This window comes from Pseudomonas sp. CJQ_9, assembly GCF_043106615.1.
GTDB classification, from domain to species: domain Bacteria; phylum Pseudomonadota; class Gammaproteobacteria; order Pseudomonadales; family Pseudomonadaceae; genus Aquipseudomonas; species Aquipseudomonas juntendi.
The window spans coordinates 88,266-107,320 of the sequence record NZ_JBICMS010000095.1 but is presented as its reverse complement, the minus strand read 5'-3'; the positions used below and the strand labels follow the sequence as shown (position 1 = coordinate 107,320).

The 19,055-nt window shown below is 62.8% G+C and carries 20 protein-coding genes; 11 read left to right on the top strand and 9 right to left on the bottom strand.

Going from position 1 to position 19,055, the window contains the following annotated elements:
- Positions 1-33: 33 nt before the first annotated feature.
- The 6 genes from exbB (at position 34) to ACF8SD_RS20390 (ending at position 6,744) form a co-directional block, all read left to right on the top strand.
- Entirely contained in the window at positions 34-999 is a 966-nt protein-coding gene (exbB, locus tag ACF8SD_RS20415; RefSeq protein WP_392485033.1) for a tonB-system energizer ExbB, read from the top strand.
- Between the two features lie 3 nt (positions 1,000-1,002).
- Complete coding sequence (gene exbD, locus ACF8SD_RS20410; protein ID WP_009684525.1) at positions 1,003-1,431, top strand: TonB system transport protein ExbD; 429 nt, start codon at positions 1,003-1,005, stop codon at positions 1,429-1,431.
- A complete protein-coding gene (locus ACF8SD_RS20405) occupies positions 1,428-2,159 on the top strand; it encodes an energy transducer TonB (protein WP_173891570.1) in 732 nt (243 codons plus the stop codon). Before exbD ends, ACF8SD_RS20405 begins: the two co-directional genes overlap by 4 nt.
- Positions 2,160-2,253: 94 nt before the next feature.
- On the top strand, positions 2,254-3,180 hold the full coding sequence (locus tag ACF8SD_RS20400; RefSeq protein ID WP_087500924.1) for a hydrogen peroxide-inducible genes activator: 927 nt from the start codon (positions 2,254-2,256) through the stop codon (positions 3,178-3,180).
- A 3-nt stretch (positions 3,181-3,183) separates the two neighbouring features.
- Positions 3,184-5,262 (top strand): ATP-dependent DNA helicase RecG, encoded by a 2,079-nt coding sequence (gene recG, locus ACF8SD_RS20395; RefSeq protein WP_009684522.1) that lies wholly within the window; start codon positions 3,184-3,186, stop codon positions 5,260-5,262.
- 78 nt (positions 5,263-5,340) lie between these two features.
- Positions 5,341-6,744: an HDOD domain-containing protein gene (locus tag ACF8SD_RS20390; RefSeq protein ID WP_392485032.1), complete on the top strand. Its 1,404-nt coding sequence runs from the start codon at positions 5,341-5,343 to the stop codon at positions 6,742-6,744.
- A gap of 31 nt (positions 6,745-6,775) precedes the next feature.
- Here ACF8SD_RS20390 and ACF8SD_RS20385 read toward each other — a convergent pair whose 3' ends face one another.
- The 4 genes from ACF8SD_RS20385 to ACF8SD_RS20370 all read right to left on the bottom strand — a co-directional run bounded on the left by ACF8SD_RS20385 (position 6,776) and on the right by ACF8SD_RS20370 (position 9,122).
- A complete protein-coding gene (locus ACF8SD_RS20385; protein WP_173891573.1) occupies positions 6,776-7,150 on the bottom strand; it encodes an SCP2 sterol-binding domain-containing protein in 375 nt (124 codons plus the stop codon).
- A gap of 146 nt (positions 7,151-7,296) precedes the next feature.
- Positions 7,297-7,602 (bottom strand): HU family DNA-binding protein, encoded by a 306-nt coding sequence (locus ACF8SD_RS20380; RefSeq protein WP_173891574.1) that lies wholly within the window; start codon positions 7,600-7,602, stop codon positions 7,297-7,299.
- Between the two features lie 187 nt (positions 7,603-7,789).
- Complete coding sequence (locus tag ACF8SD_RS20375) at positions 7,790-8,938, bottom strand: FAD-dependent oxidoreductase (RefSeq protein ID WP_392485031.1); 1,149 nt, start codon at positions 8,936-8,938, stop codon at positions 7,790-7,792.
- A gap of 16 nt (positions 8,939-8,954) precedes the next feature.
- Complete coding sequence (locus ACF8SD_RS20370) at positions 8,955-9,122, bottom strand: rubredoxin (protein ID WP_003253349.1); 168 nt, start codon at positions 9,120-9,122, stop codon at positions 8,955-8,957.
- A 190-nt stretch (positions 9,123-9,312) separates the two neighbouring features.
- On the opposite strand from ACF8SD_RS20370, the gene ACF8SD_RS20365 reads away from it, so the two are divergent.
- Together ACF8SD_RS20365 and ubiA are read left to right on the top strand one after the other, a co-directional pair.
- Complete coding sequence (locus tag ACF8SD_RS20365; RefSeq protein ID WP_110676189.1) at positions 9,313-9,870, top strand: chorismate lyase; 558 nt, start codon at positions 9,313-9,315, stop codon at positions 9,868-9,870.
- Positions 9,870-10,760: a 4-hydroxybenzoate octaprenyltransferase gene (ubiA, locus tag ACF8SD_RS20360; RefSeq protein ID WP_392485030.1), complete on the top strand. Its 891-nt coding sequence runs from the start codon at positions 9,870-9,872 to the stop codon at positions 10,758-10,760. The genes ACF8SD_RS20365 and ubiA overlap by 1 nt, the downstream gene beginning before the upstream one ends.
- Before the next feature lie 64 nt (positions 10,761-10,824).
- Here ubiA and ACF8SD_RS20355 read toward each other — a convergent pair whose 3' ends face one another.
- Positions 10,825-11,193 carry a hypothetical protein gene (locus tag ACF8SD_RS20355; protein ID WP_392485029.1) on the bottom strand — a complete coding sequence of 123 codons (369 nt, stop codon included), beginning with the start codon at positions 11,191-11,193 and terminating at the stop codon, positions 10,825-10,827.
- A 173-nt stretch (positions 11,194-11,366) separates the two neighbouring features.
- Here ACF8SD_RS20355 and phoB point away from each other — a divergent pair, with 173 nt between their 5' ends.
- The 3 genes from phoB to ACF8SD_RS20340 all read left to right on the top strand — a co-directional run bounded on the left by phoB (position 11,367) and on the right by ACF8SD_RS20340 (position 14,999).
- Positions 11,367-12,056, top strand: coding sequence for a phosphate regulon transcriptional regulator PhoB (phoB, locus tag ACF8SD_RS20350; RefSeq protein ID WP_003253341.1), 690 nt, complete (start codon positions 11,367-11,369; stop codon positions 12,054-12,056).
- 177 nt (positions 12,057-12,233) lie between these two features.
- Positions 12,234-13,541 (top strand): phosphate regulon sensor histidine kinase PhoR, encoded by a 1,308-nt coding sequence (phoR, locus tag ACF8SD_RS20345; RefSeq protein WP_392485028.1) that lies wholly within the window; start codon positions 12,234-12,236, stop codon positions 13,539-13,541.
- A gap of 117 nt (positions 13,542-13,658) precedes the next feature.
- Entirely contained in the window at positions 13,659-14,999 is a 1,341-nt protein-coding gene (locus ACF8SD_RS20340) for a hemolysin family protein (RefSeq protein ID WP_173891580.1), read from the top strand.
- 94 nt (positions 15,000-15,093) lie between these two features.
- Here ACF8SD_RS20340 and ACF8SD_RS20335 read toward each other — a convergent pair whose 3' ends face one another.
- The 4 genes from ACF8SD_RS20335 to pstB form a co-directional block, all read right to left on the bottom strand.
- Positions 15,094-15,990 carry a peptidoglycan DD-metalloendopeptidase family protein gene (locus tag ACF8SD_RS20335; RefSeq protein WP_392485027.1) on the bottom strand — a complete coding sequence of 299 codons (897 nt, stop codon included), beginning with the start codon at positions 15,988-15,990 and terminating at the stop codon, positions 15,094-15,096.
- A gap of 171 nt (positions 15,991-16,161) precedes the next feature.
- Positions 16,162-17,058, bottom strand: a complete 897-nt coding sequence (locus ACF8SD_RS20330) for a response regulator (RefSeq protein ID WP_392485026.1) — start codon at positions 17,056-17,058, stop codon at positions 16,162-16,164.
- Positions 17,059-17,220: 162 nt separating this feature from the next.
- On the bottom strand, positions 17,221-17,991 hold the full coding sequence (phoU, locus tag ACF8SD_RS20325) for a phosphate signaling complex protein PhoU (RefSeq protein WP_009684510.1): 771 nt from the start codon (positions 17,989-17,991) through the stop codon (positions 17,221-17,223).
- 130 nt (positions 17,992-18,121) lie between these two features.
- The gene (pstB, locus tag ACF8SD_RS20320) at positions 18,122-18,955 is read right to left on the bottom strand and encodes a phosphate ABC transporter ATP-binding protein PstB (protein ID WP_009684509.1); all 834 of its coding nucleotides are present in this window, start codon (positions 18,953-18,955) and stop codon (positions 18,122-18,124) included.
- Between the last annotated feature and the right edge of the window lie 100 nt (positions 18,956-19,055).

Here is a 19,055-nt window from a genome sequence, read left to right as displayed (position 1 = left end):
GTTCGTCTTTTCTCTTCATCAGGTCCGGCCAGCATGACACGTACTAAACCCTCCGCTTCGCCAACCCAGTCGCGCGCCTGGCGCGCCATCGCCGCGCTGACGCTCAGCCTGGTGCTGGCCCCGGCAGCCATGGCCGATGAGCCAACCGCCAATACCAACACGCCTGCCGCCGCCACTGCCGCTGCTGCCCCGAGCACTGCCCCGGCTGGCGAAGCGCCTGCCACCAGCGCCACCGCCGGTGCACCGGCTGCAGCAGACCCAAGCGTCGAAGCCCTGGTTGAAGATACCTCGCTGGGCATGGCCCACGACCTGTCCCCATGGGGCATGTACAAGAACGCCGACATCGTGGTGAAGATCGTCATGATCGGCCTGGCTATCGCCTCCATCATCACTTGGACCATCTGGATCGCCAAAGGCTTCGAGCTGATGGGCGCCAAACGCCGCCTGCGTGGCGAAATCGCCCAGCTGAAGAAGGCCACCACGCTGAAAGATGCCAGCGACGTCTCCCGCAAGGAAGGCACGCTGGCCCATACCCTGGTGCACGACGCCCTTGAAGAGATGCGCCTGTCGGCCAATGCCCGCGAGAAAGAGGGTATCAAGGAACGCGTCAGCTTCCGCCTGGAGCGCCTGGTACATGCCAGCGGCCGTAACATGAGCAGCGGCACCGGCGTACTCGCCACCATCGGTTCCACCGCCCCGTTCGTCGGCCTGTTCGGCACCGTCTGGGGCATCATGAACAGCTTCATCGGCATCGCCAAGACCCAGACCACCAACCTGGCCGTGGTCGCCCCGGGTATCGCCGAAGCCCTGCTGGCCACCGCCCTGGGCCTGGTCGCGGCAATCCCGGCCGTGGTCATCTACAACGTCTTCGCCCGTTCCATTGCCGGCTACAAGGCTCAGGTGTCCGATGCTAGCGCCCAGGTACTGCTGCTGGTCAGCCGCGATCTGGACCACCAAGGCAGCGAGCGCGCCGCCCCGCACATGGTGAAAGTGGGGTAAGCCATGGGCCTGCATCTCAACGAAGGTGGCGACGACCTCGCCGAAAACCACGAAATCAACGTTACGCCGTTCATCGACGTAATGCTGGTACTGCTGATCATCTTCATGGTTGCCGCCCCCCTGGCCACAGTCGATATCAAGGTCGACCTGCCGGCCTCGACCGCCAAACCGGCGCCGAGGCCCGAGAAGCCGGTGTTCGTCAGCGTCAAGGCAGACCAGAAGCTGTACGTCGGCGACGATCAGGTCCCGGCACCCGACCAGCTTGGCCCGATGCTCGACGCCAAGACCAAGGGTGACAAGGAAACCACCATCTTCTTCCAGGCCGACAAAGGCGTGGATTACGGTGATCTGATGGAAGTGATGAACAACATGCGCTCGGCTGGCTACCTGAAAGTCGGCCTGGTAGGTCTCGAGACGGCAGCCAAGAAATGACAAAACCGCGCTCAAACATGGCGCGCTACGCTGGCAGCCTGGCGTTCGTGCTGGGCGTGCACGTGGTCGCCGTGCTGCTGACGCTCAACTGGTCTGTGCCCCAGGCCATCGAGTTGCCGCCAGCAGCCATGATGGTCGAACTGGCACCGCTGCCGGAACCCGCGCCACCGCCGCCCCCGAAAGTGGCGCCGCAGCCACCTGCACCGGTAGAGGAACCACCTTTGCCGAAGTTGGTGGAGGCACCCAAGCCGAAGATCGCCATCCCCAAGCCGCCCAAGCCAAAGGCCAAGCCGCAGCCGCCCAAGCCTGAGAAGAAGCCTGAGCCGCCGAAGGAAGCACCGCCGACCGAGCAGACCGTCGACGCGCCGCCGAGCAATACGCCACCGCAGAAGTCCGCGGCACCGGCCCCGAGCATCGCGTCCAACAGCAACGCCCTGCCGACCTGGCAGAGTGACCTGCTGCGCCACCTGGCCAAGTACAAACGGTACCCGGAAGACGCACGCCGCCGTGGCCTGCAAGGCATCAACCGCCTGCGCTTCGTGGTCGACGCCGAGGGCAAGGTGGTGTCGTACTCGATGGCCGGTGGGTCGGGCAGTGCCGCGCTGGACCGCGCGACGATGGAAATGATCCGCCGCGCCGGCAAAGTGCCCAAGCCGCCACCCGAGTTGTTGAACAACGGCACGATCGAAGTCGTGGCGCCCTTCGTCTACTCGCTGGACCGCCGCTAAGACTTTTGTTTCTGTCACAAATCGGCAAGTCTGATAACGTGCGTCTATCGATTGCAGCCGCTATGCTGGGGCCGCAACTTCATGGACGCACGTTATGACCCTCACAGAACTACGCTACATCGTCACACTCGCCCAGGAACAGCACTTCGGCCATGCCGCAGAGCGCTGCCACGTGAGCCAGCCGACCCTGTCGGTCGGTGTGAAGAAGCTTGAGGATGAGCTTGGCGTTCTGATCTTTGAACGCAGCAAAAGCGCGGTCCGCCTGACCCCCGTCGGCGAGAGCATCGTTGCCCAGGCACAAAAGGTACTCGAGCAGGCCCAAGGCATTCGCGAACTGGCCCAGGCTGGCAAAAACCAGCTGACTGCGCCGCTCAAGGTCGGTGCCATCTACACCGTCGGCCCCTACCTGTTCCCGCACCTGATCCCGCAACTGCACCGCGTGGCACCGCAGATGCCGCTATATATCGAAGAAAACTTCACCCATGTGCTGCGCGAGAAGCTGCGCAATGGCGAGCTGGACGCGGTGATCATCGCCCTGCCGTTCAATGAAGCCGATGTGCTCACCCTGCCTCTCTACGACGAACCGTTCTGCGCGCTGATGCCTGCCGACCACCCATGGACGGCCAAAAAGACCATCGACACCGCCATGCTCAACGACAAGAGCCTGTTGCTGCTGGGTGAAGGTCACTGCTTCCGTGACCAGGTGCTGGAAGCCTGCCCCACCCTGAACAAGGGGGGTGAAGGGTCGCGGCACACCACGGTCGAATCCAGCTCGCTGGAAACCATCCGCCACATGGTAGCGTCCGGCCTTGGCGTGTCTATCCTGCCGCTGTCGGCGGTGCACAGCCACCACTACGCGCCTGGGGTCATCGAAGTACGCCCGCTGACCGCCCCAGCACCGTTCCGCACCGTGGCCATCGCCTGGCGCGCCAGCTTCCCACGGCCGAAGGCCATCGAGATCCTCGCCGACTCGATACGCCTGTGCTCGGTAGCCAAGGCCCCTGCAGAACAACCGGCCTGAGTCATGACGGAGCTGTCGAACGTCCCGGTCACCGTGCTCAAGGGTGTTGGCGAGGCCATGGCCGAAAAGCTCGCCAAGGTCGGCCTGGAAAACTTGCAGGACGTGCTGTTCCACCTGCCCCTGCGCTATCAGGACCGCACCCGCGTGGTTCCGATCGGCCAGCTGCGCCCAGGCCAGGACGCGGTGATCGAGGGGGTGGTCAGCGGCGCCGACGTGACCATGGGCAAGCGCCGGAGCCTGGTGGTACGCCTGGGTGACGGCAGTGGCGTGTTGAGCTTGCGCTTCTACCATTTCAGCAACGCGCAAAAGGAAGGGCTCAAGCGCGGCACCCACCTGCGCTGCTACGGCGAAGCTCGCCCGGGCGCTTCCGGCCTGGAGATCTACCACCCGGAGTACCGCGCACTGAACGGTGACGAACCGCCGCCGCCGGTCGATCAGACCCTCACCCCGATCTACCCGTCCACCGAGGGCCTCACCCAGCAACGCCTGCGCCAACTGTGCCAACAGAGCCTGAGCCTGCTCGGCCCGCGCAGCCTGCCCGACTGGCTGCCCGACGAACTGGCCCGCGACTACCAGCTGGCGCCACTGGATGACGCCATCCGCTACCTGCACAACCCGCCTGCCGACGCCGACGTCGAGGAGTTGGCCCTGGGCCACCACTGGGCTCAGCACCGCCTGGCATTCGAAGAGCTGCTCACCCACCAGCTGTCGCAACAGCGCCTGCGCGAGAGCCTGCGCAGCCTGCGTGCGCCAGTGTTGCCCAAGGCCACCCGGCTGCCGGCGCAATACCTGGCCAATTTAGGCTTCCAGCCGACCGGCGCGCAGCAGCGCGTCGCCAACGAAATTGCCTACGACCTCAGCCAGCACGAGCCGATGATGCGCCTGGTGCAAGGCGACGTGGGTGCCGGCAAGACCGTGGTCGCCGCGCTGGCCGCGTTGCAGGCCCTGGAGGCTGGTTATCAGGTGGCATTGATGGCCCCCACCGAGATCCTAGCCGAGCAGCACTACATCACCTTCAAACGCTGGCTGGAGCCTTTGGGTTTAGAGGTGGCCTGGCTGGCCGGCAAACTCAAGGGCAAGGCCCGGGCGGCGTCGCTGGAGCAGATCGCCAATGGCGCCCCGATGGTGGTCGGCACCCATGCCCTGTTCCAGGACGAGGTGAAGTTCAAGCACCTGGCCCTGGCCATCATCGACGAACAGCACCGTTTTGGCGTGCAGCAACGCCTGGCGCTGCGCAAGAAAGGCGTAGCCGGCGAGCTGTGCCCACACCAGCTGATCATGACCGCTACCCCCATTCCGCGCACCCTGGCCATGAGTGCCTACGCCGACCTGGACACCTCGGTGCTCGACGAGCTGCCGCCTGGGCGCACGCCGGTAAATACCGTGCTGGTGGCCGACAGCCGGCGTTTCGAAGTGGTCGAACGGGTACGCGCCGCCTGCGCTGAAGGGCGTCAGGCTTACTGGGTGTGCACGCTGATCGAAGAGTCCGAGGAACTGACCTGCCAAGCAGCCGAAAGCACTTACGAGGAGCTGGGCAGCGCCTTGGGCGAACTACGGGTCGGGTTGATCCACGGCCGCATGAAACCGGCGGAAAAGGCCGAGATCATGGCCGAGTTCAAGGCCGGCAACCTGCAGTTGCTGGTCGCCACCACCGTCATCGAGGTGGGCGTGGATGTGCCCAATGCCAGCCTGATGATCATCGAAAACCCCGAGCGCCTCGGCCTGGCCCAGTTGCACCAATTGCGTGGCCGGGTGGGCCGCGGCAGCGCCGTCAGCCATTGCGTGCTGCTGTACCACCCGCCGCTGTCGCAGATCGGCCGCGAGCGTTTGGGCATCATGCGCGAAACCAACGACGGCTTCATCATCGCCGAAAAAGACCTTGCCCTACGGGGCCCGGGCGAAATGCTGGGTACCCGCCAGACCGGCCTGCTGCAATTCAAGGTCGCCGACCTGATGCGCGACGCTGACCTGTTGCCAGCGGTACGCGATGCCGCCCAGGCCCTGATTGCACGCTGGCCGGAGCACGTCAGCCCGCTGCTGGACCGCTGGCTGCGTCATGGCCAGCAATATGGCCAGGTGTGACGCCTGTCCCATAATGGATCCAGATTTACGCCCAGGGTGGTTATACTTCGCGTTTAAAAGAATCAGTGGATACGGACCATGACTGAAGTTGCCCTGGACACCGCAACCCCACACACGCCTTCCGTCATCAGGCTGCTGCTCGAGAAACTCGGCGTAGCCTACCGCGAGGTGGTCGAACATCCGCACCTGCGCGCAGCCTCGCGGGTACAGGCCGTGCTGCTGGACGACGAGGTGGGCGCCATGATGGTGCTGTTCCCGCAGAGCCAGCTGCTGGACCTGAACCGCCTGGCCGAACTGACCGGGCGTAAGCTCACCGCCGTGTCGGTGCCACGCCTCAAGCAAATGCTCGACAAGCACCAGCTCAAGACACTGCCGGGCATCCCGGCGCTCACCAGCTCACCGTGCCAGTACGAAAAAAGCCTGCTGGACGTCGACCAGGTGTACATCAATTCGGGTGAAGCCGGCCTGTTGCTGCAAATAGAGCGCGCGCACTTCAAGCGCATGTTGCTCAAGGCCAGCGCCAGCAGCTTTGGCCAGGAAGTCGGGGCGATCAACCCCAACCTCGACCGCCCCAACGACGATACCCGCGAAATCACCAATGCCGTGCAAGCCTTCACTGCCCGGCGTATCCAGAAGCGCCTGGAAGAAACCATCGAAATCCCGCCGTTGGCCGATACTGCGCAGAAAATCATCAAACTGCGAGTAGACCCCAACGCCAGCATCGACGATATCACTGGTGTGGTAGAAACCGACCCGGCCCTGGCCGCCCAGGTGGTCAGCTGGGCGGCATCACCCTACTACGCTTCGCCGGGCAAGATCCGTTCGGTGGAAGACGCCATCGTGCGCGTGCTGGGCTTCGACCTGGTGATCAACCTCGCCCTTGGCCTGGCCCTGGGCAAGACCCTGAGCCTGCCCAAGGACAACCCTCAGCAGGCCACCCCGTACTGGCAGCAGTCGATCTACACCGCCGCCATCATCGAGGGCCTTACCCGAGCCATGCCGCGGGCAGAGCGCCCTGAAGCAGGCCTGACCTACCTCGCCGGGCTGTTGCACAACTTCGGTTACCTGCTGCTGGCACACGTTTTCCCACCGCACTTCTCGCTGATTTGTCGCCACCTGGAGGTCAACCCTCACCTGAACCACACCTATGTGGAACAACACCTGCTGGGCATCAGCCGCGAGCAGATTGGTGCCTGGTTGATGAAACTGTGGGACATGCCGGTAGAGCTCTCGGCCGCGCTGCGTTTCCAGCACGACCCGGCTTACGACGGCGAGTTTTCGGCATTCCCCAACCTGGTATGCCTGGCCACGCGTCTGCTGCGCTTGCGGGGGATTGGCTCGGGGCCGCTGGAGGAGATTCCTGACGAACTGCTGGAGCGCTTGGGCATTACCCGGGAAAAGGCCGAGGATGTGGTGAACAAGGTGCTGGAGGCCGAGAGCTTGCTGCGGGAGCTGGCTTCGCAGTTCAACGCACCGCATTGAAGCCCGGGGCCGCTTGGCGGCCCCAACCATTTCAGCCCTGCTTCTTCGGCTTCAGGTACTTCATCAACCCCTGAAACCACATCACCAACGCCGGATTGCCCTTGATCTGGATGTTCTTGTCCTGAATGCCCTGCATGAACGCCAACTGCTTGTTGCTTGCCTGCAAGGTGGCAAAGCCATAGGCAGCATCCTTGAAGGCAATGGCAAAGGCTGGCTGTGGATACGACCCGCTTTTGCTACTGACCCGCTCGTTGCTGACGGTGAAGTGCCGGGCGACCTTCCCGTCCAAGGTCTGCATCTGGAACACCAGGTCCTTACCTTTGAGCTGCTGCTGGAATGCCGGATTATTGCGGCTGGCCCGGGCCATCAGCAGCCCCATGGCCCACAGAAGAAAGCGGAACTTCATCGACACGCCTCGATGGAAAAGTGACTAAGTTGCGCAGTTTATCCTCCTAATGACCTTTTTATGCAAGTTCGCAGCAATTACCGGGTGTAAAGCACAACGGGCGCCATCTGGCGCCCGTTCGGGATTAACGCATCCTCAGTGCACAGTTACTTTTTCTTGCTGACCTTGCTCGGCGCGGCCGCGTTATTGACGCTGTCCCTGAGATTCTTGCCTGGCTTAAAAGCCACGGTATTGCTGGCTTTGATCTTGACCGGCTGGCCGGTTTGCGGGTTTTTGCCGGTACGCGCGCCGCGGTGGCGTTTTTCGAAAGTGCCGAAACCAACCAGAGTCACGGTGTCCTTGTCCAGGGCACCCGTGATGCTGTCGAGAATCGCGTTCAGCACTTGATTGGCTTTTTCCTTGGTCAGGTCAGCCTTTTCAGCGATGACGGCGGCGAGTTCTGGTTTGCGCATAGTAAAGCCTCTTTGACGGAATTCTTGTTGTTATGCCGTGCTGCCTTCAGGAGCAGCGTTCAAGGCACCGCAGGCTCTAACCTGCGGCAGACGGGAGTGAGAATGGCACGTGGTTCGGGGCCGCGCCAGTATCTGAGCGGCCATTGTGCAGGCAACAACAGGATGAATCCGACAGAACGCAGGCCAATTACGCCATAACTGCAGGTAGCTGGCGGTTCAGCGCCAGCTTTTCCGTGACCGCAGCCCCGGTCAGGGCGTAACCCAGCAGCTCGCCACCCGCATCGATGCATAGCACCTTGAGGTCATTGCCTTGCCCTTCGACCTGCCAAGTGCCGTCGCGGCCCTGTGGCGGTGGCGAAATCACCAGCGGGCAGGCCGGGGTTTTCACGGTGATCGGCATTGGCCCATAGGCAACTGCCGTGGGCTTGCCGGCCAGGGTTTGGGCCAGTGCCCGCGCACAACTCATCAGTGGCATCACGTACAACAGGTTGATGCCGTCTACCTCGGCACAATCCCCGAGGGCGAAGATATTGGCGTGGGAGGTTCGCAGCTCACGGTCCACGCTGACGCCACGGTTGACCTGCAGCCCGGCCGCGGCTGCCAGGTCGGTACGCGGGCGCAGGCCAATGGCCGAAACGACCAGGTCACAGCCAATCACGCTGCCATCCGACAGGTGCGCCTCCAGGCCTTGGGGCACCTGCTGCAAGCGGGTCAGAACCGGCCCAAGGTGGAAACGTACGCCCAGGTCTTGCAACCCACGTTGCACCGCGCCGGCAGCGGCCGGATGCAACAGGGTCGGCATGACCTGCTCGCAGGGTGCAACCACGTCCACCTGGAAGCCCCCCAGGCTCATGTCGTTGGCAAACTCGCAGCCGATCAGGCCAGCGCCGAGAATCAGCACGCGTTGCTTGCCGGCAGCGGCAGCACGAAAGCGTGCGTAGTCCTCCAGGTCGTTGATGGGGAACACCAGGTGGCTGGCATCGCTTTCAACCGGCACCTGCACGGTCTGCGCACCCCACGCCAGCACCAGATCGCGGTATGCCACGGTCTCTTCGCCGATCCACAGGCGTTTGTGGCCAGGGTCGATGCCGCTGATGCGGGTATGGGTGCGGATTTCGGCGTTCAACTGCTCGGCCATGGCACCGGCTTCGGCCATGCACAGGTCGGCGGCACCCTTCTGCTTGGCATAGCCCATGGAGAGCATGGGCTTGGAGTAGGAACGACCGTCATCGGCGGTGATCAGCAGCAGCGGCGTGTGCGCATCGAGCTTGCGAAATTCGCGGGCCAGGTTGTAGCCCGCCAGCCCGGTACCGATGATTACCACAGGGGACGTCATGTCGTGCTTGCCTCGCTTAGCCGATGGAGATCATTTCAAAGTCGCTTTTGCCAACGCCGCAGTCAGGGCATAGCCAGTCTTCCGGCACGTCCTCCCAACGGGTGCCAGGGGCGATGCCGTCGTCGGGCCAGCCTTCGGCTTCGTCGTAGATCAGGCCACAGACAATACATTGCCACTTTTTCATCAGGTTGTTTTCCTCGGGTCAGGCTGGGGCTTTGTGTTGCTGCTGACGGCCCTATGGCGGGTGAACCCGCTGCAACAGGGACCGACGCGCAATGCTTGGGGGCTTTGTAGCGGCCCTGCCTGCAGTATGCAAGCAGTCGGGGCAATCATGCTAAGCTCGCCCCCTCTCAGGTTGTAACAAGCAGACCGACGTGTCGTACGAATCCCCGCAAGCAGCCGCTGTCGCGTGGCTGCCGTATTCACGGCTGGCGACCGACATCGACCAGCCCACCCTTGACTGGCTGTTCGACGAAGGCTCACTGACCCGCCGCCTGACGCGCCTGGCCCACGATGACTTCTCCGTCACCCCTTTGTTCGAGGGCTGGCAGCCACTGCGCGCCGACGAATGCCAGGCACTGGGCATCGCTGTTGGCGCTGAAGGCTGGGTGCGCGAGGTGTACCTGCGCGGCCATGGCCAGCCGTGGGTGTTCGCCCGCAGCGTGGCCAGCCGCAGTGCGCTGGCGCGCGGCGGGTTGGACCTGGAACGCCTCGGCAGCCGTTCGTTGGGCGAGTTGCTGTTCTGCGACCAGGCGTTCATCCGCCATCCACTTGAAGTGTGCAGTTATCCACAGGCGTGGTTACCCGCAGATGCCGCCCGGCCAGCGCTATGGGCCCGCCGCTCGCGTTTTGAACGTGACGGGCTGGACCTGCTGGTAGCCGAGGTGTTTCTGCCGGCGCTGTGGCAAGCGGCCCAGGAGGAAAACAGCTGATGTACCTGCAACTGCTCAAGTCGCTGAACCGCCTGCACCCGCGTGCCTGGGACTTTGTCCAGCTCAGCCGCATGGACCGCCCGATCGGTATCTACCTGCTGCTGTGGCCCACGCTGTCGGCAGTATGGATTGCCGGCAACGGCTCGCCGACCCTGGCCAACGTGCTGATCTTCGGCCTTGGCGTGGTACTGATGCGCGCCGCCGGCTGCTGCATCAACGATTTTGCCGACCGCAAGGTGGATGGCCACGTCAAACGTACCGCCGACCGGCCCCTGGCCAGTGGCCGCGTGCGCCCGCGCGAGGCGCTGGCCCTGTTCGCCATGCTTGTCGGGTTCAGTTTCCTGCTGGTGCTGTGCACCAATAGCCGTACCGTGTGGCTATCGTTCGGCGCGGTGGCGTTGGCGTTCTGCTACCCGTTCATGAAGCGCTACACCTACTACCCGCAAGTGGTGCTGGGGGCAGCTTACTCGTGGGGCATTCCGATGGCGTTCACGGCCGCTGGCGGCGAACTGCCGGCCAGCGCCTGGCTGCTGTATATCGCCAACCTGCTGTGGACGGTGGGTTACGACACCTATTACGCCATGGTCGACCGGGACGACGACCTGAAGATCGGCGTGAAATCCACGGCCATCCTCTTCGGTGAGGCCGACCGCAGCATCATCCTGACCTTGCAGGTGTTGTCGCTGGGCTGCCTGTTGCTGGCCGGTAGCCGCTTTGACCTCGGCGGCTGGTTCCACCTGGGGCTGCTGGGTGCGCTGGCGTGCTTTGCCTGGGAGTACTGGTCGACACGCAAGCTGGACCGCGAGTCGTGCTTCAAGGCGTTCCTGCACAATCACTGGGCGGGGTTGCTGGTGTTTGTGGGGGTGGTTCTGGACTACGCGCTGCGCTGACAGCGTGAGCTCCCCACCTTGTGGGAGCGGGCTTACCCCGCCCCCACAGGCCAACTGCAAGCCCTTACGGCTTGGCGACGTGCCAAACGTCTTTCATGCCGTCACCGGTCATGTCGCCAGCCTTCTTGTCCTTGACGAAGGTATACAGCGGCTTGCCGTCGTAGGCCCACTGCATCTTGCCGTCGTCCCGCTTGATCTTGGTCCACTTGCCTTCGGCTTTTTCGCTGCCACTGGTCATCAAAGGCGGCCAGTTCTTGGCGCATTCGCCATTGCACATCGACTTGCCGCCGGTATCTTTGTCGAAGGTGTACAGGGTCATGCCAGCATGATCGACCCACATGCCATCCTTTTCCATTGCAGGTTGTGCCGAGGCCACCCCCGGCAGTGCCAGCGCAGTGAAAAGGGCCATCCAGCTCAGCGTATGTCGTGTCATTGGATTCACCATCGTTTCGGGGGGTAATGGGTTCGGGTTGCCAGAACCGCGGCCCTCTGTAGCCTAGTTCAGTCACGCAATGTCGCCAGAACGGCCAACGTCCTGTCACACAGCTGCAATAATTCCGTTATCTAATGCGGGCCAAGACACTGAATCCAGGAGAGGTTTTGAGCATGGTAGGCAGGAACATTCTGATCGTCGACGACGAAGCACCGATTCGCGAGATGATCGCCGTTGCCCTGGAAATGGCCGGCTATGACTGCCTGGAAGCGGAAAACTCCCAACAGGCCCATGCGATCATCGTCGACCGCAAGCCGGACCTGATCCTGCTCGACTGGATGCTGCCGGGTACCTCCGGCATCGAGTTGGCCCGCCGCCTGAAGCGCGATGAACTGACCGGCGACATTCCGATCATCATGCTCACTGCCAAAGGTGAAGAGGACAACAAGATCCAGGGCCTGGAAGTGGGTGCCGACGACTACATCACCAAACCGTTCTCACCGCGCGAGCTGGTTGCGCGGCTCAAAGCCGTGCTGCGCCGCACCGGCCCAAGCGACAGTGAGGCGCCGATCGAGGTCGGCGGCCTGCTGCTCGATCCGATCAGCCACCGCGTGACCATCGACGGCAAGCCGGCTGAAATGGGCCCCACCGAGTACCGCCTGCTGCAGTTCTTCATGACCCACCAGGAACGCGCCTACACCCGTGGTCAACTGCTGGACCAGGTGTGGGGCGGCAACGTCTATGTCGAGGAACGCACGGTCGACGTGCACATCCGCCGCCTGCGCAAAGCGCTGGGTGAGGCCTACGAGAATCTGGTACAAACCGTGCGCGGTACCGGCTACCGCTTCTCGACCAAGAGCTAGCTGCTAGCTGCAAGCTGCAAGCTGCAAGCTGCAAGCTGCAAGCTGCAAGCTGCAAGCTGCAAGAAAGAGCATGTAGCATCAGGCTCAAAAAGGACTATCAGCACCACTGATCCGCTTCATCTTGAAGCTTGCAACTTGCAGCTTGCAACTTGCAGCCGGATCCGAAGGACCCATCAATTGAACCAGAACTGGCACGCGACACTGATTCGCCACCTGCTGTTGCTGATCAGCGTCTGCCTGATCGGCGGGCTTATCAGCGGCTACTACGGCTGGAGCCTGGCCATTGGCCTGGCACTGTACCTGGGTTGGACCCTCAAGCAACTGCTACGCCTGCATGACTGGCTCCGCAACCATCAGCCCGACGAGGCGCCGCCCGACGGCTATGGCCTGTGGGGCGAGGTGTTCGACAGCATCTACCACCTGCAGCGCCGGGACCAGCGTGTGCGGGGCCGCCTGCAAGCGGTGATCGACCGCGTTCAGGAGTCCACTGCTGCGCTGCGGGATGCGGTGATCATGCTCGACAGCGACGGCAACCTGGAGTGGTGGAACCGCGCCGCCGAGACCCTGCTGGGCTTTAAAACTCCACAGGACGGCGGCCAGCAAGTCACCAACCTGGTTCGCCACCCGCGCTTCAAGGAGTACTTCGAGGCAGAAAACTACCTCGAACCGCTGGAAATCCCCTCACCGATCAACGACCGCATGCGGCTGCAGTTGCACATCACCCGCTACGGCAACAACGAGCACTTGATGCTGGTGCGCGACGTCACCCGCATTCACCAGCTGGAACAGATGCGCAAAGACTTCGTCGCCAACGTGTCGCACGAATTGCGCACACCGCTGACCGTCATCACCGGCTACCTGGAAACCCTGCTGGACAACGTCGAGGACGTGAACCCGCGCTGGCGCCGGGCCTTGCAGCAGATGAGCCAGCAAGGCTCGCGCATGCAGACGCTGCTCAACGACCTGTTGCTGCTGGCCAAGCTGGAGGCCACCGATTATCCGTCGGACAACCAGCCAGTGCCGGTCGATGCCCTGCTGGCCGCCATCAAGAACGACGCCCAGGCGTTGTCTGGGCCGCGCAACCAGCGCATTACGCTGGAAGCAACGCCCGGCGTGCAGCTCAAGGGCAGCGAGTCGGAGCTGCGCAGCGCCTTTTCCAACCTGGTGTTCAACGCCGTCAAATACACCCAGGATGAAGGCGATATCCGCATCCGCTGGTGGGCTGATGCCCAGGGCGCGCATTTGTCGGTGCAGGACTCTGGCGTGGGCATCGATGCCAAACACCTGCCACGCCTCACCGAGCGCTTCTACCGGGTGGATTCCAGCCGGGCCTCGAATACAGGCGGCACCGGGCTGGGGCTGGCCATCGTCAAGCATGTGCTTATGCGCCACCGCGGCAAGCTGGAAATCAGCAGCGTCCCGGGGCATGGCAGTACCTTCACCTGTCATTTTGCCCCGGCACAATTGGTCAACAGCAAGGTCTGAGCAACTCAGGGCCCTTTGCTTTTGCGGTCCCAGCCGCTACATTGGATCCCCTGTGCCAGCAAGAGCTGGCACTTTTTTTCTCTCCATTTCTAAGACGGACCCCGTAAAAACTCCATCATGGACCCTTCCCCTGGTATCAGCCTCAGTTCGTTATTCGCCGATTTCGGCATGATCATCTTTGCCTTCCTGCTGGTGCTGCTCAACGGCTTCTTCGTTGCGGCAGAGTTCGCCATGGTCAAGCTGCGCGCCACCCGCGTGGAGGCCATTGCCGAAGAGCATGGCTGGCGCGGCAACATTCTGCGTAAAGTCCACAACCAGCTGGACGCTTACCTGTCAGCCTGCCAATTGGGTATCACCCTGGCCTCGCTGGGCCTGGGCTGGGTCGGGGAACCGGCGTTTGCCCACCTGCTGGAACCGCTGCTGGCGTATTTCGGCGTCGACTCACCGGAACTGATCAAAGGCGTGTCGTTCTTCGTCGCCTTCTTCGTCATTTCGTACCTGCACATCGTTGTCGGTGAGCTGGCGCCCAAATCCTGGGCCATCCGCAAACCGGAGCTGCTGTCGCTGTGGACTGCCGTACCCCTGTACCTGTTCTACTGGGCCATGTACCCGGCCATCTACCTGCTCAACGCCAGCGCCAACACCATCCTGCGCATCGCCGGCCAGGGCGAGCCGGGGCCGCACCACGAGCACCACTACAGCCGTGAAGAACTGAAACTGATCCTGCACTCCAGCCGTGGCCAGGACCCCAGCGACCAGGGCATGCGCGTGCTGGCTTCGGCCGTGGAAATGGGCGAGCTGGAAGTGGTCGACTGGGCCAACTCGCGCGAAGACATGGTCACCATAGACGCCCATGCGCCGCTGAAGCAGATCCTGGCCCTGGTGCGCCGCCACAAGTTCAGCCGCTACCCGGTGTACGACGCCGAGCGCGAGGAATTCACCGGCCTGCTGCACATCAAGGACCTGCTGCTGGAGCTGGCGGAGCTGGAACACTTGCCCGAAGTCATCGACCTGGACGACCTCGCCCGGCCGCTTGAGCGCGTATCGCGCCACATGCCACTGGCCCAGTTGCTGGAGCAGTTCCGCAAGGGTGGTGCGCACTTTGTGCTGGTCGAAGAAGCCGATGGCAAGGTGATCGGCTACCTGACCATGGAAGACGTGCTGGAAGTGCTGGTCGGCGATATCCAGGACGAGCACCGCAAGACCGAACGCGGCATCCTCGCCTACCAGCCGGGCAAGCTGCTGGTCCGTGGCGACACGCCGCTGTTCAAGGTGGAGCGCCTGCTGGGGGTGGACCTTGACCACATCGAGGCGGAGACCCTGGCTGGCCTGGTCTACGAGACGCTAAAGCGTGTGCCTGAAGAAGAAGAGGTGCTGGAAGTCGAAGGGCTGCGGATCATCATCAAGAAGATGAAAGGGCCGAAGATCGTGCTGGCCAAAGTGCTCAAGCTGGATTGACGGCCATGGGGCTGCCGCGCAGCCCCGCTCGATTTGCGCACGCCTACAGGCGCGGCCTTGTGCCCCGATGGCCTGCAAAGCAGGCCAGACGCTCTCAAGGGTTACCCGCAGTAAAGTCCGGCAAGCCGCTGAGCGGCCTGTCGAACCGGTAAGGGATCGACTCCAGCGCCAAGCCTACGTTGCGCTGCACCACGAAATGCAGGTGTGGCCCGGTGCTGTTGCCGGTATTGCCCGACTTGGCCAGCATCTGCCCCTGGCGCACCCGCTGCCCCTCCTTCACCACCACCGAGCCGCGCATCAGGTGCAGGTACACGCCCATGGTGCCGTCCGAGTGCAGCACCCTGACAAAGTTGCCCGACGGGTTGGGTTCGCGCCCGCTCTGGCCATTCTGCGTTTTCACCACCACCCCTTCGCGCGCCGCGATAATGGTGGTGCCTTCGGGCATGGCGATATCCATGGCATAGCGCCCCTTTGGCCCAAAATGGCTGACCCGGCCATTGGGGCCCTGGGTCACGCGGAACGGCCCGCCAAGCCACGCGAACCCGTAGCGGAAGCCCTGCGGCCGCTTGCCCGGGTCACCCATGGCCTGCAGCAGGGTCGAGCGGTAATTCAGCAACAACCCGGGCCGCCCCCTCAGCACGCTGAGCATTTGCGTGGTGCCCGGTGGCAGCAGCCGGCGCACGATACGCGGGGCGTCACCGCCCTGGGCGTTCACCAGGTTGTCCAGGCGCAGCTCGACCTCGACCGGAACATGCAGTTGGTTGCGTGCCGAAAAGCTCACACCGCCGTCGAACACTTTCGCGTTCAGGAACACTTGGCCTTCGAGCGTTTCGACCATGGGCTCAAGCAAATTCAACGGCCTGGCGCCAGGGCCGGGGCGGTCGGAATAGGAAATGACACCGGACTCGTCGGTGCTCTTGTAAAGGGTCACACCCAGGCTCGACGCCGAGGCCATGAGCAGTGCACAGAACAGCAGCAGGCGCGCGGGCATGATAGTGGCTTTTTGACAGTTGAGGTCTGTCGAAGACTAGCAGCAGGTTGAGTGGCGGGTATTGCAGTTGGTCGGATGGCTCAGGCTGTGCAGGCTTTTGCAGGAGCGGCCTTGCGCAGCCCGATCGCGACGCAAGGTGCCCCTGTACAAAGCGCAGTTTGTAGCAGTGGCTCAGGCCCCTGGGGTGAAATGCTTCTGCGCGGTGCCACGGGCAATCAGCCGCGACAGGTAATCGAGCTTCTGCGCATCCTGGTCGACGAACTTGAAGGTCAGTTGCAGCCAATCGCTGTCCGGCTTGGGCTCCAGCGCCGCTACGGCGTGCAGATAGCCGTTCAGCCGGGCGACTTCGGCGCTTTCGCCTTGCTCCAGGTCCAACACTGCACCTTCCAGCACTTGCGGCAGCACATCGCCGCGGCGTACCACCAGCAGGGCCTCTTTCAGGCTCAACGCCTTGATCACGCACGGCTGCATGCCACTGGCCAGGCGCAGTTGCCCTTGGCCCCGACCGGTCGGGGTGGCCGCGGCTGGCGTGGGCGCCTTGGCCGCTGGCTTGGCAGCAGCCGGTGCCAGTGCCGGCGCTGCAACCTTTACCGCCTCCGGCTTGCCGGCGGTCAGCGCACTCAACGAATCGTTGGCGAACGCCGGGTTGGCGCGCGCCGGGGCGATGGCCATCAGGCTGTCGAGCTTGCCGATCCTGGTCAGGGCCTTTTTCACCTTGGTCAGCAACTGCTCATTGGTGAATGGCTTGCCGACAAAATCGGAAACGCCGGCCTGGATCGCCTGGATGACGTTTTCCTTGTCGCCACGGCTGGTCACCATGATGAACTGCAGGTGCTTCAACGCAGGCTGCTGGCGGCACCAGGTGAGCAGTTCCAGGCCCGACATCTCGGGCATTTCCCAGTCGCACAGCACCAGGTCGAACGCCTCCTTGCCCAGCATGGCCATGGCCTTGCGACCATTGACGGCATCGTCGATCGTCATGCCCGGGAAGGCACTGCGCAGGCACTTGCGGACCAGGTCGCGGATAAACGGGGCGTCATCCACGACCAGCACATTCACTTTACTCATCGAAACTCCTTCTGAACCCGACTAGCCTACTGCCAAATACTGGCTACTTGCTACCACCTGGTAACGCCGGGCGTTCATCCGATCGTTCGCGGGTGCCTGCCGGCTCTCGGCCGTAAACGAAAACGCCCGGCCAAGGCCGGGCGTCGCTGCTCGGGGGCAACCTTACTTATCGTCAGATTCACCAGGAACATTAGCCTTTTCGCCATCGGCGGGCGCGGTGCCCTGCACTTCTGCAGTCATTCGCTTGAGGCCCATGTGACGCACATCGGTACCGCGGACCAGGTAAATCACCAGCTCGGAGATATTGCGTGCATGGTCGCCAATCCGTTCCAGTGAGCGCAGCACCCAGATCACGCTCAGTACCCGCGAAATCGAGCGTGGGTCTTCCATCATGTAGGTCACCAGTTCACGCAGCGCGGTCTTGTACTCCCGGTCGATGGTCTTGTCGTACTGAGCCACGGACAGTGCCAGGTCGGCGTCGAAGCGGGCAAAGGCGTCCAGTGCATCGCGGACCATGTTGCGCACCTGGTCGCCGATGTGGCGCACTTCCACATAGCCACGTGGCGACTCGCCTTCTTCACACAGCTGGATGGCCCGGCGGGCGATCTTGGTCGATTCGTCACCAATGCGCTCCAGGTCGATCACCGACTTGGAGATACTGATGATCAGGCGCAAGTCGGAGGCCGCCGGCTGCCGACGGGCAAGGATACGCAGGCATTCCTCGTCGATATTGCGCTCCATCTGGTTGATCTGCTCGTCAACCTCGCGCACTTGCTGGGCCAGGCCCGAATCGGCTTCGATCAGCGCGGTGACCGCGTCGTTGACCTGTTTTTCAACCAGCCCGCCCATGGCCAGCAGGTGGCTGCGCACCTCTTCCAGCTCGGCGTTGAACTGCTGGGAAATGTGGTGGGTAAGGCTTTCTTTGTTGATCATGCTGTCGCTCCGCGAAGTTGCTAGCCGCTAGCTGCAAGCTTCAAGTGGTTCGTGTCGTTCCCTGGCTCCGCGCTAACCGCTTCATCTTGCAGCTTGCAGCTCGAAGCTTGCAGCTGCGCCAAAGGCGCTCTTAGCCGTATCGACCGGTGATGTAGTCTTCGGTCTGCTTCTTCGCCGGGTTGGTGAACAGGGTATCGGTGTCGCCAAACTCGACCAGCTTGCCCATGTACATGAACGCGGTGTAGTCCGAAACACGGGCAGCCTGCTGCATGTTGTGGGTCACGATGACGATGGTGTACTTGGCTTTGAGCTCGTAGATCAGTTCCTCGACCTTGAGGGTCGAGATCGGGTCCAGCGCCGAGCACGGCTCATCCAGCAGCAGCACCTCAGGCTCCACGGCGATGGTGCGGGCGATGACCAGACGTTGCTGCTGGCCACCAGACAGGCCCAGGGCCGACTCGTGCAGGCGGTCCTTGACCTCGTCCCACAGCGCCGCGGCCTTCAACGCCCATTCAACGGCCTCGTCGAGCACGCGCTTCTTGTTGATGCCCTGGATGCGCAGGCCATAGACCACGTTTTCGTAAATGGTCTTGGGAAACGGGTTGGGCTTCTGGAACACCATGCCCACACGGCGGCGCAGCTCGGCGACATCTTCGCCCTTGCGGTAGATGTTGTTGCCATACAAGTTCACGGCACCCTGCACGCGGCAACCGTCAACCAGGTCGTTCATGCGGTTGAACGTGCGCAGCAAGGTCGACTTGCCGCAGCCGGACGGGCCGATGAAAGCCGTCACGCGCTGCTTGGGGATGTTCATGCTGACATCGAACAAGGCCTGCTTGTCGCCGTAGAACAGGCTCAGCCCCGGTACCTCGATGGCCACGGTTTCTTCGGCCAGGCGCAGGCCCTGCTTGCTGCGGCCCAGGGCAGACATGTCGATGCCGTGGGTGTGGGATTCGTTCTGCATGGTTGACTCCGTTTGTAGCTGCAAGCTTCGAGCTGCAAGCTGCAAGTTTGGGCAAAGCGGCAATCTGCTTGGAGCTTGCCGCTTGTGGCTTAAAGCTTCA

What these genes read in the sequence shown, in the direction of transcription:
- ACF8SD_RS20380 (WP_173891574.1), bottom strand. Translation starts at nt 7,602, where the DNA reads ATGCGCAAACCAGAACTCGCCGCCGTCATCGCTGAAAAGGCTGACCTG.
- ACF8SD_RS20330 (WP_392485026.1), bottom strand. Translation starts at nt 17,058, where the DNA reads ATGAGTAAAGTGAATGTGCTGGTCGTGGATGACGCCCCGTTTATCCGC.
- ACF8SD_RS20370 (WP_003253349.1), bottom strand. Translation starts at nt 9,122, where the DNA reads ATGAAAAAGTGGCAATGTATTGTCTGTGGCCTGATCTACGACGAAGCC.
- ACF8SD_RS20390 (WP_392485032.1), top strand. Translation starts at nt 5,341, where the DNA reads ATGACTGAAGTTGCCCTGGACACCGCAACCCCACACACGCCTTCCGTC.
- ACF8SD_RS20385 (WP_173891573.1), bottom strand. Translation starts at nt 7,150, where the DNA reads ATGAAGTTCCGCTTTCTTCTGTGGGCCATGGGGCTGCTGATGGCCCGG.
- ACF8SD_RS20400 (WP_087500924.1), top strand. Translation starts at nt 2,254, where the DNA reads ATGACCCTCACAGAACTACGCTACATCGTCACACTCGCCCAGGAACAG.
- ACF8SD_RS20355 (WP_392485029.1), bottom strand. Translation starts at nt 11,193, where the DNA reads ATGACACGACATACGCTGAGCTGGATGGCCCTTTTCACTGCGCTGGCA.
- exbB (WP_392485033.1), top strand. Translation starts at nt 34, where the DNA reads ATGACACGTACTAAACCCTCCGCTTCGCCAACCCAGTCGCGCGCCTGG.
- ACF8SD_RS20335 (WP_392485027.1), bottom strand. Translation starts at nt 15,990, where the DNA reads ATGCCCGCGCGCCTGCTGCTGTTCTGTGCACTGCTCATGGCCTCGGCG.
- ACF8SD_RS20340 (WP_173891580.1), top strand. Translation starts at nt 13,659, where the DNA reads ATGGACCCTTCCCCTGGTATCAGCCTCAGTTCGTTATTCGCCGATTTC.
- ACF8SD_RS20375 (WP_392485031.1), bottom strand. Translation starts at nt 8,938, where the DNA reads ATGACGTCCCCTGTGGTAATCATCGGTACCGGGCTGGCGGGCTACAAC.
- ACF8SD_RS20405 (WP_173891570.1), top strand. Translation starts at nt 1,428, where the DNA reads ATGACAAAACCGCGCTCAAACATGGCGCGCTACGCTGGCAGCCTGGCG.
- recG (WP_009684522.1), top strand. Translation starts at nt 3,184, where the DNA reads ATGACGGAGCTGTCGAACGTCCCGGTCACCGTGCTCAAGGGTGTTGGC.
- pstB (WP_009684509.1), bottom strand. Translation starts at nt 18,955, where the DNA reads ATGCAGAACGAATCCCACACCCACGGCATCGACATGTCTGCCCTGGGC.
- exbD (WP_009684525.1), top strand. Translation starts at nt 1,003, where the DNA reads ATGGGCCTGCATCTCAACGAAGGTGGCGACGACCTCGCCGAAAACCAC.
- phoB (WP_003253341.1), top strand. Translation starts at nt 11,367, where the DNA reads ATGGTAGGCAGGAACATTCTGATCGTCGACGACGAAGCACCGATTCGC.
- phoU (WP_009684510.1), bottom strand. Translation starts at nt 17,991, where the DNA reads ATGATCAACAAAGAAAGCCTTACCCACCACATTTCCCAGCAGTTCAAC.
- ubiA (WP_392485030.1), top strand. Translation starts at nt 9,870, where the DNA reads ATGTACCTGCAACTGCTCAAGTCGCTGAACCGCCTGCACCCGCGTGCC.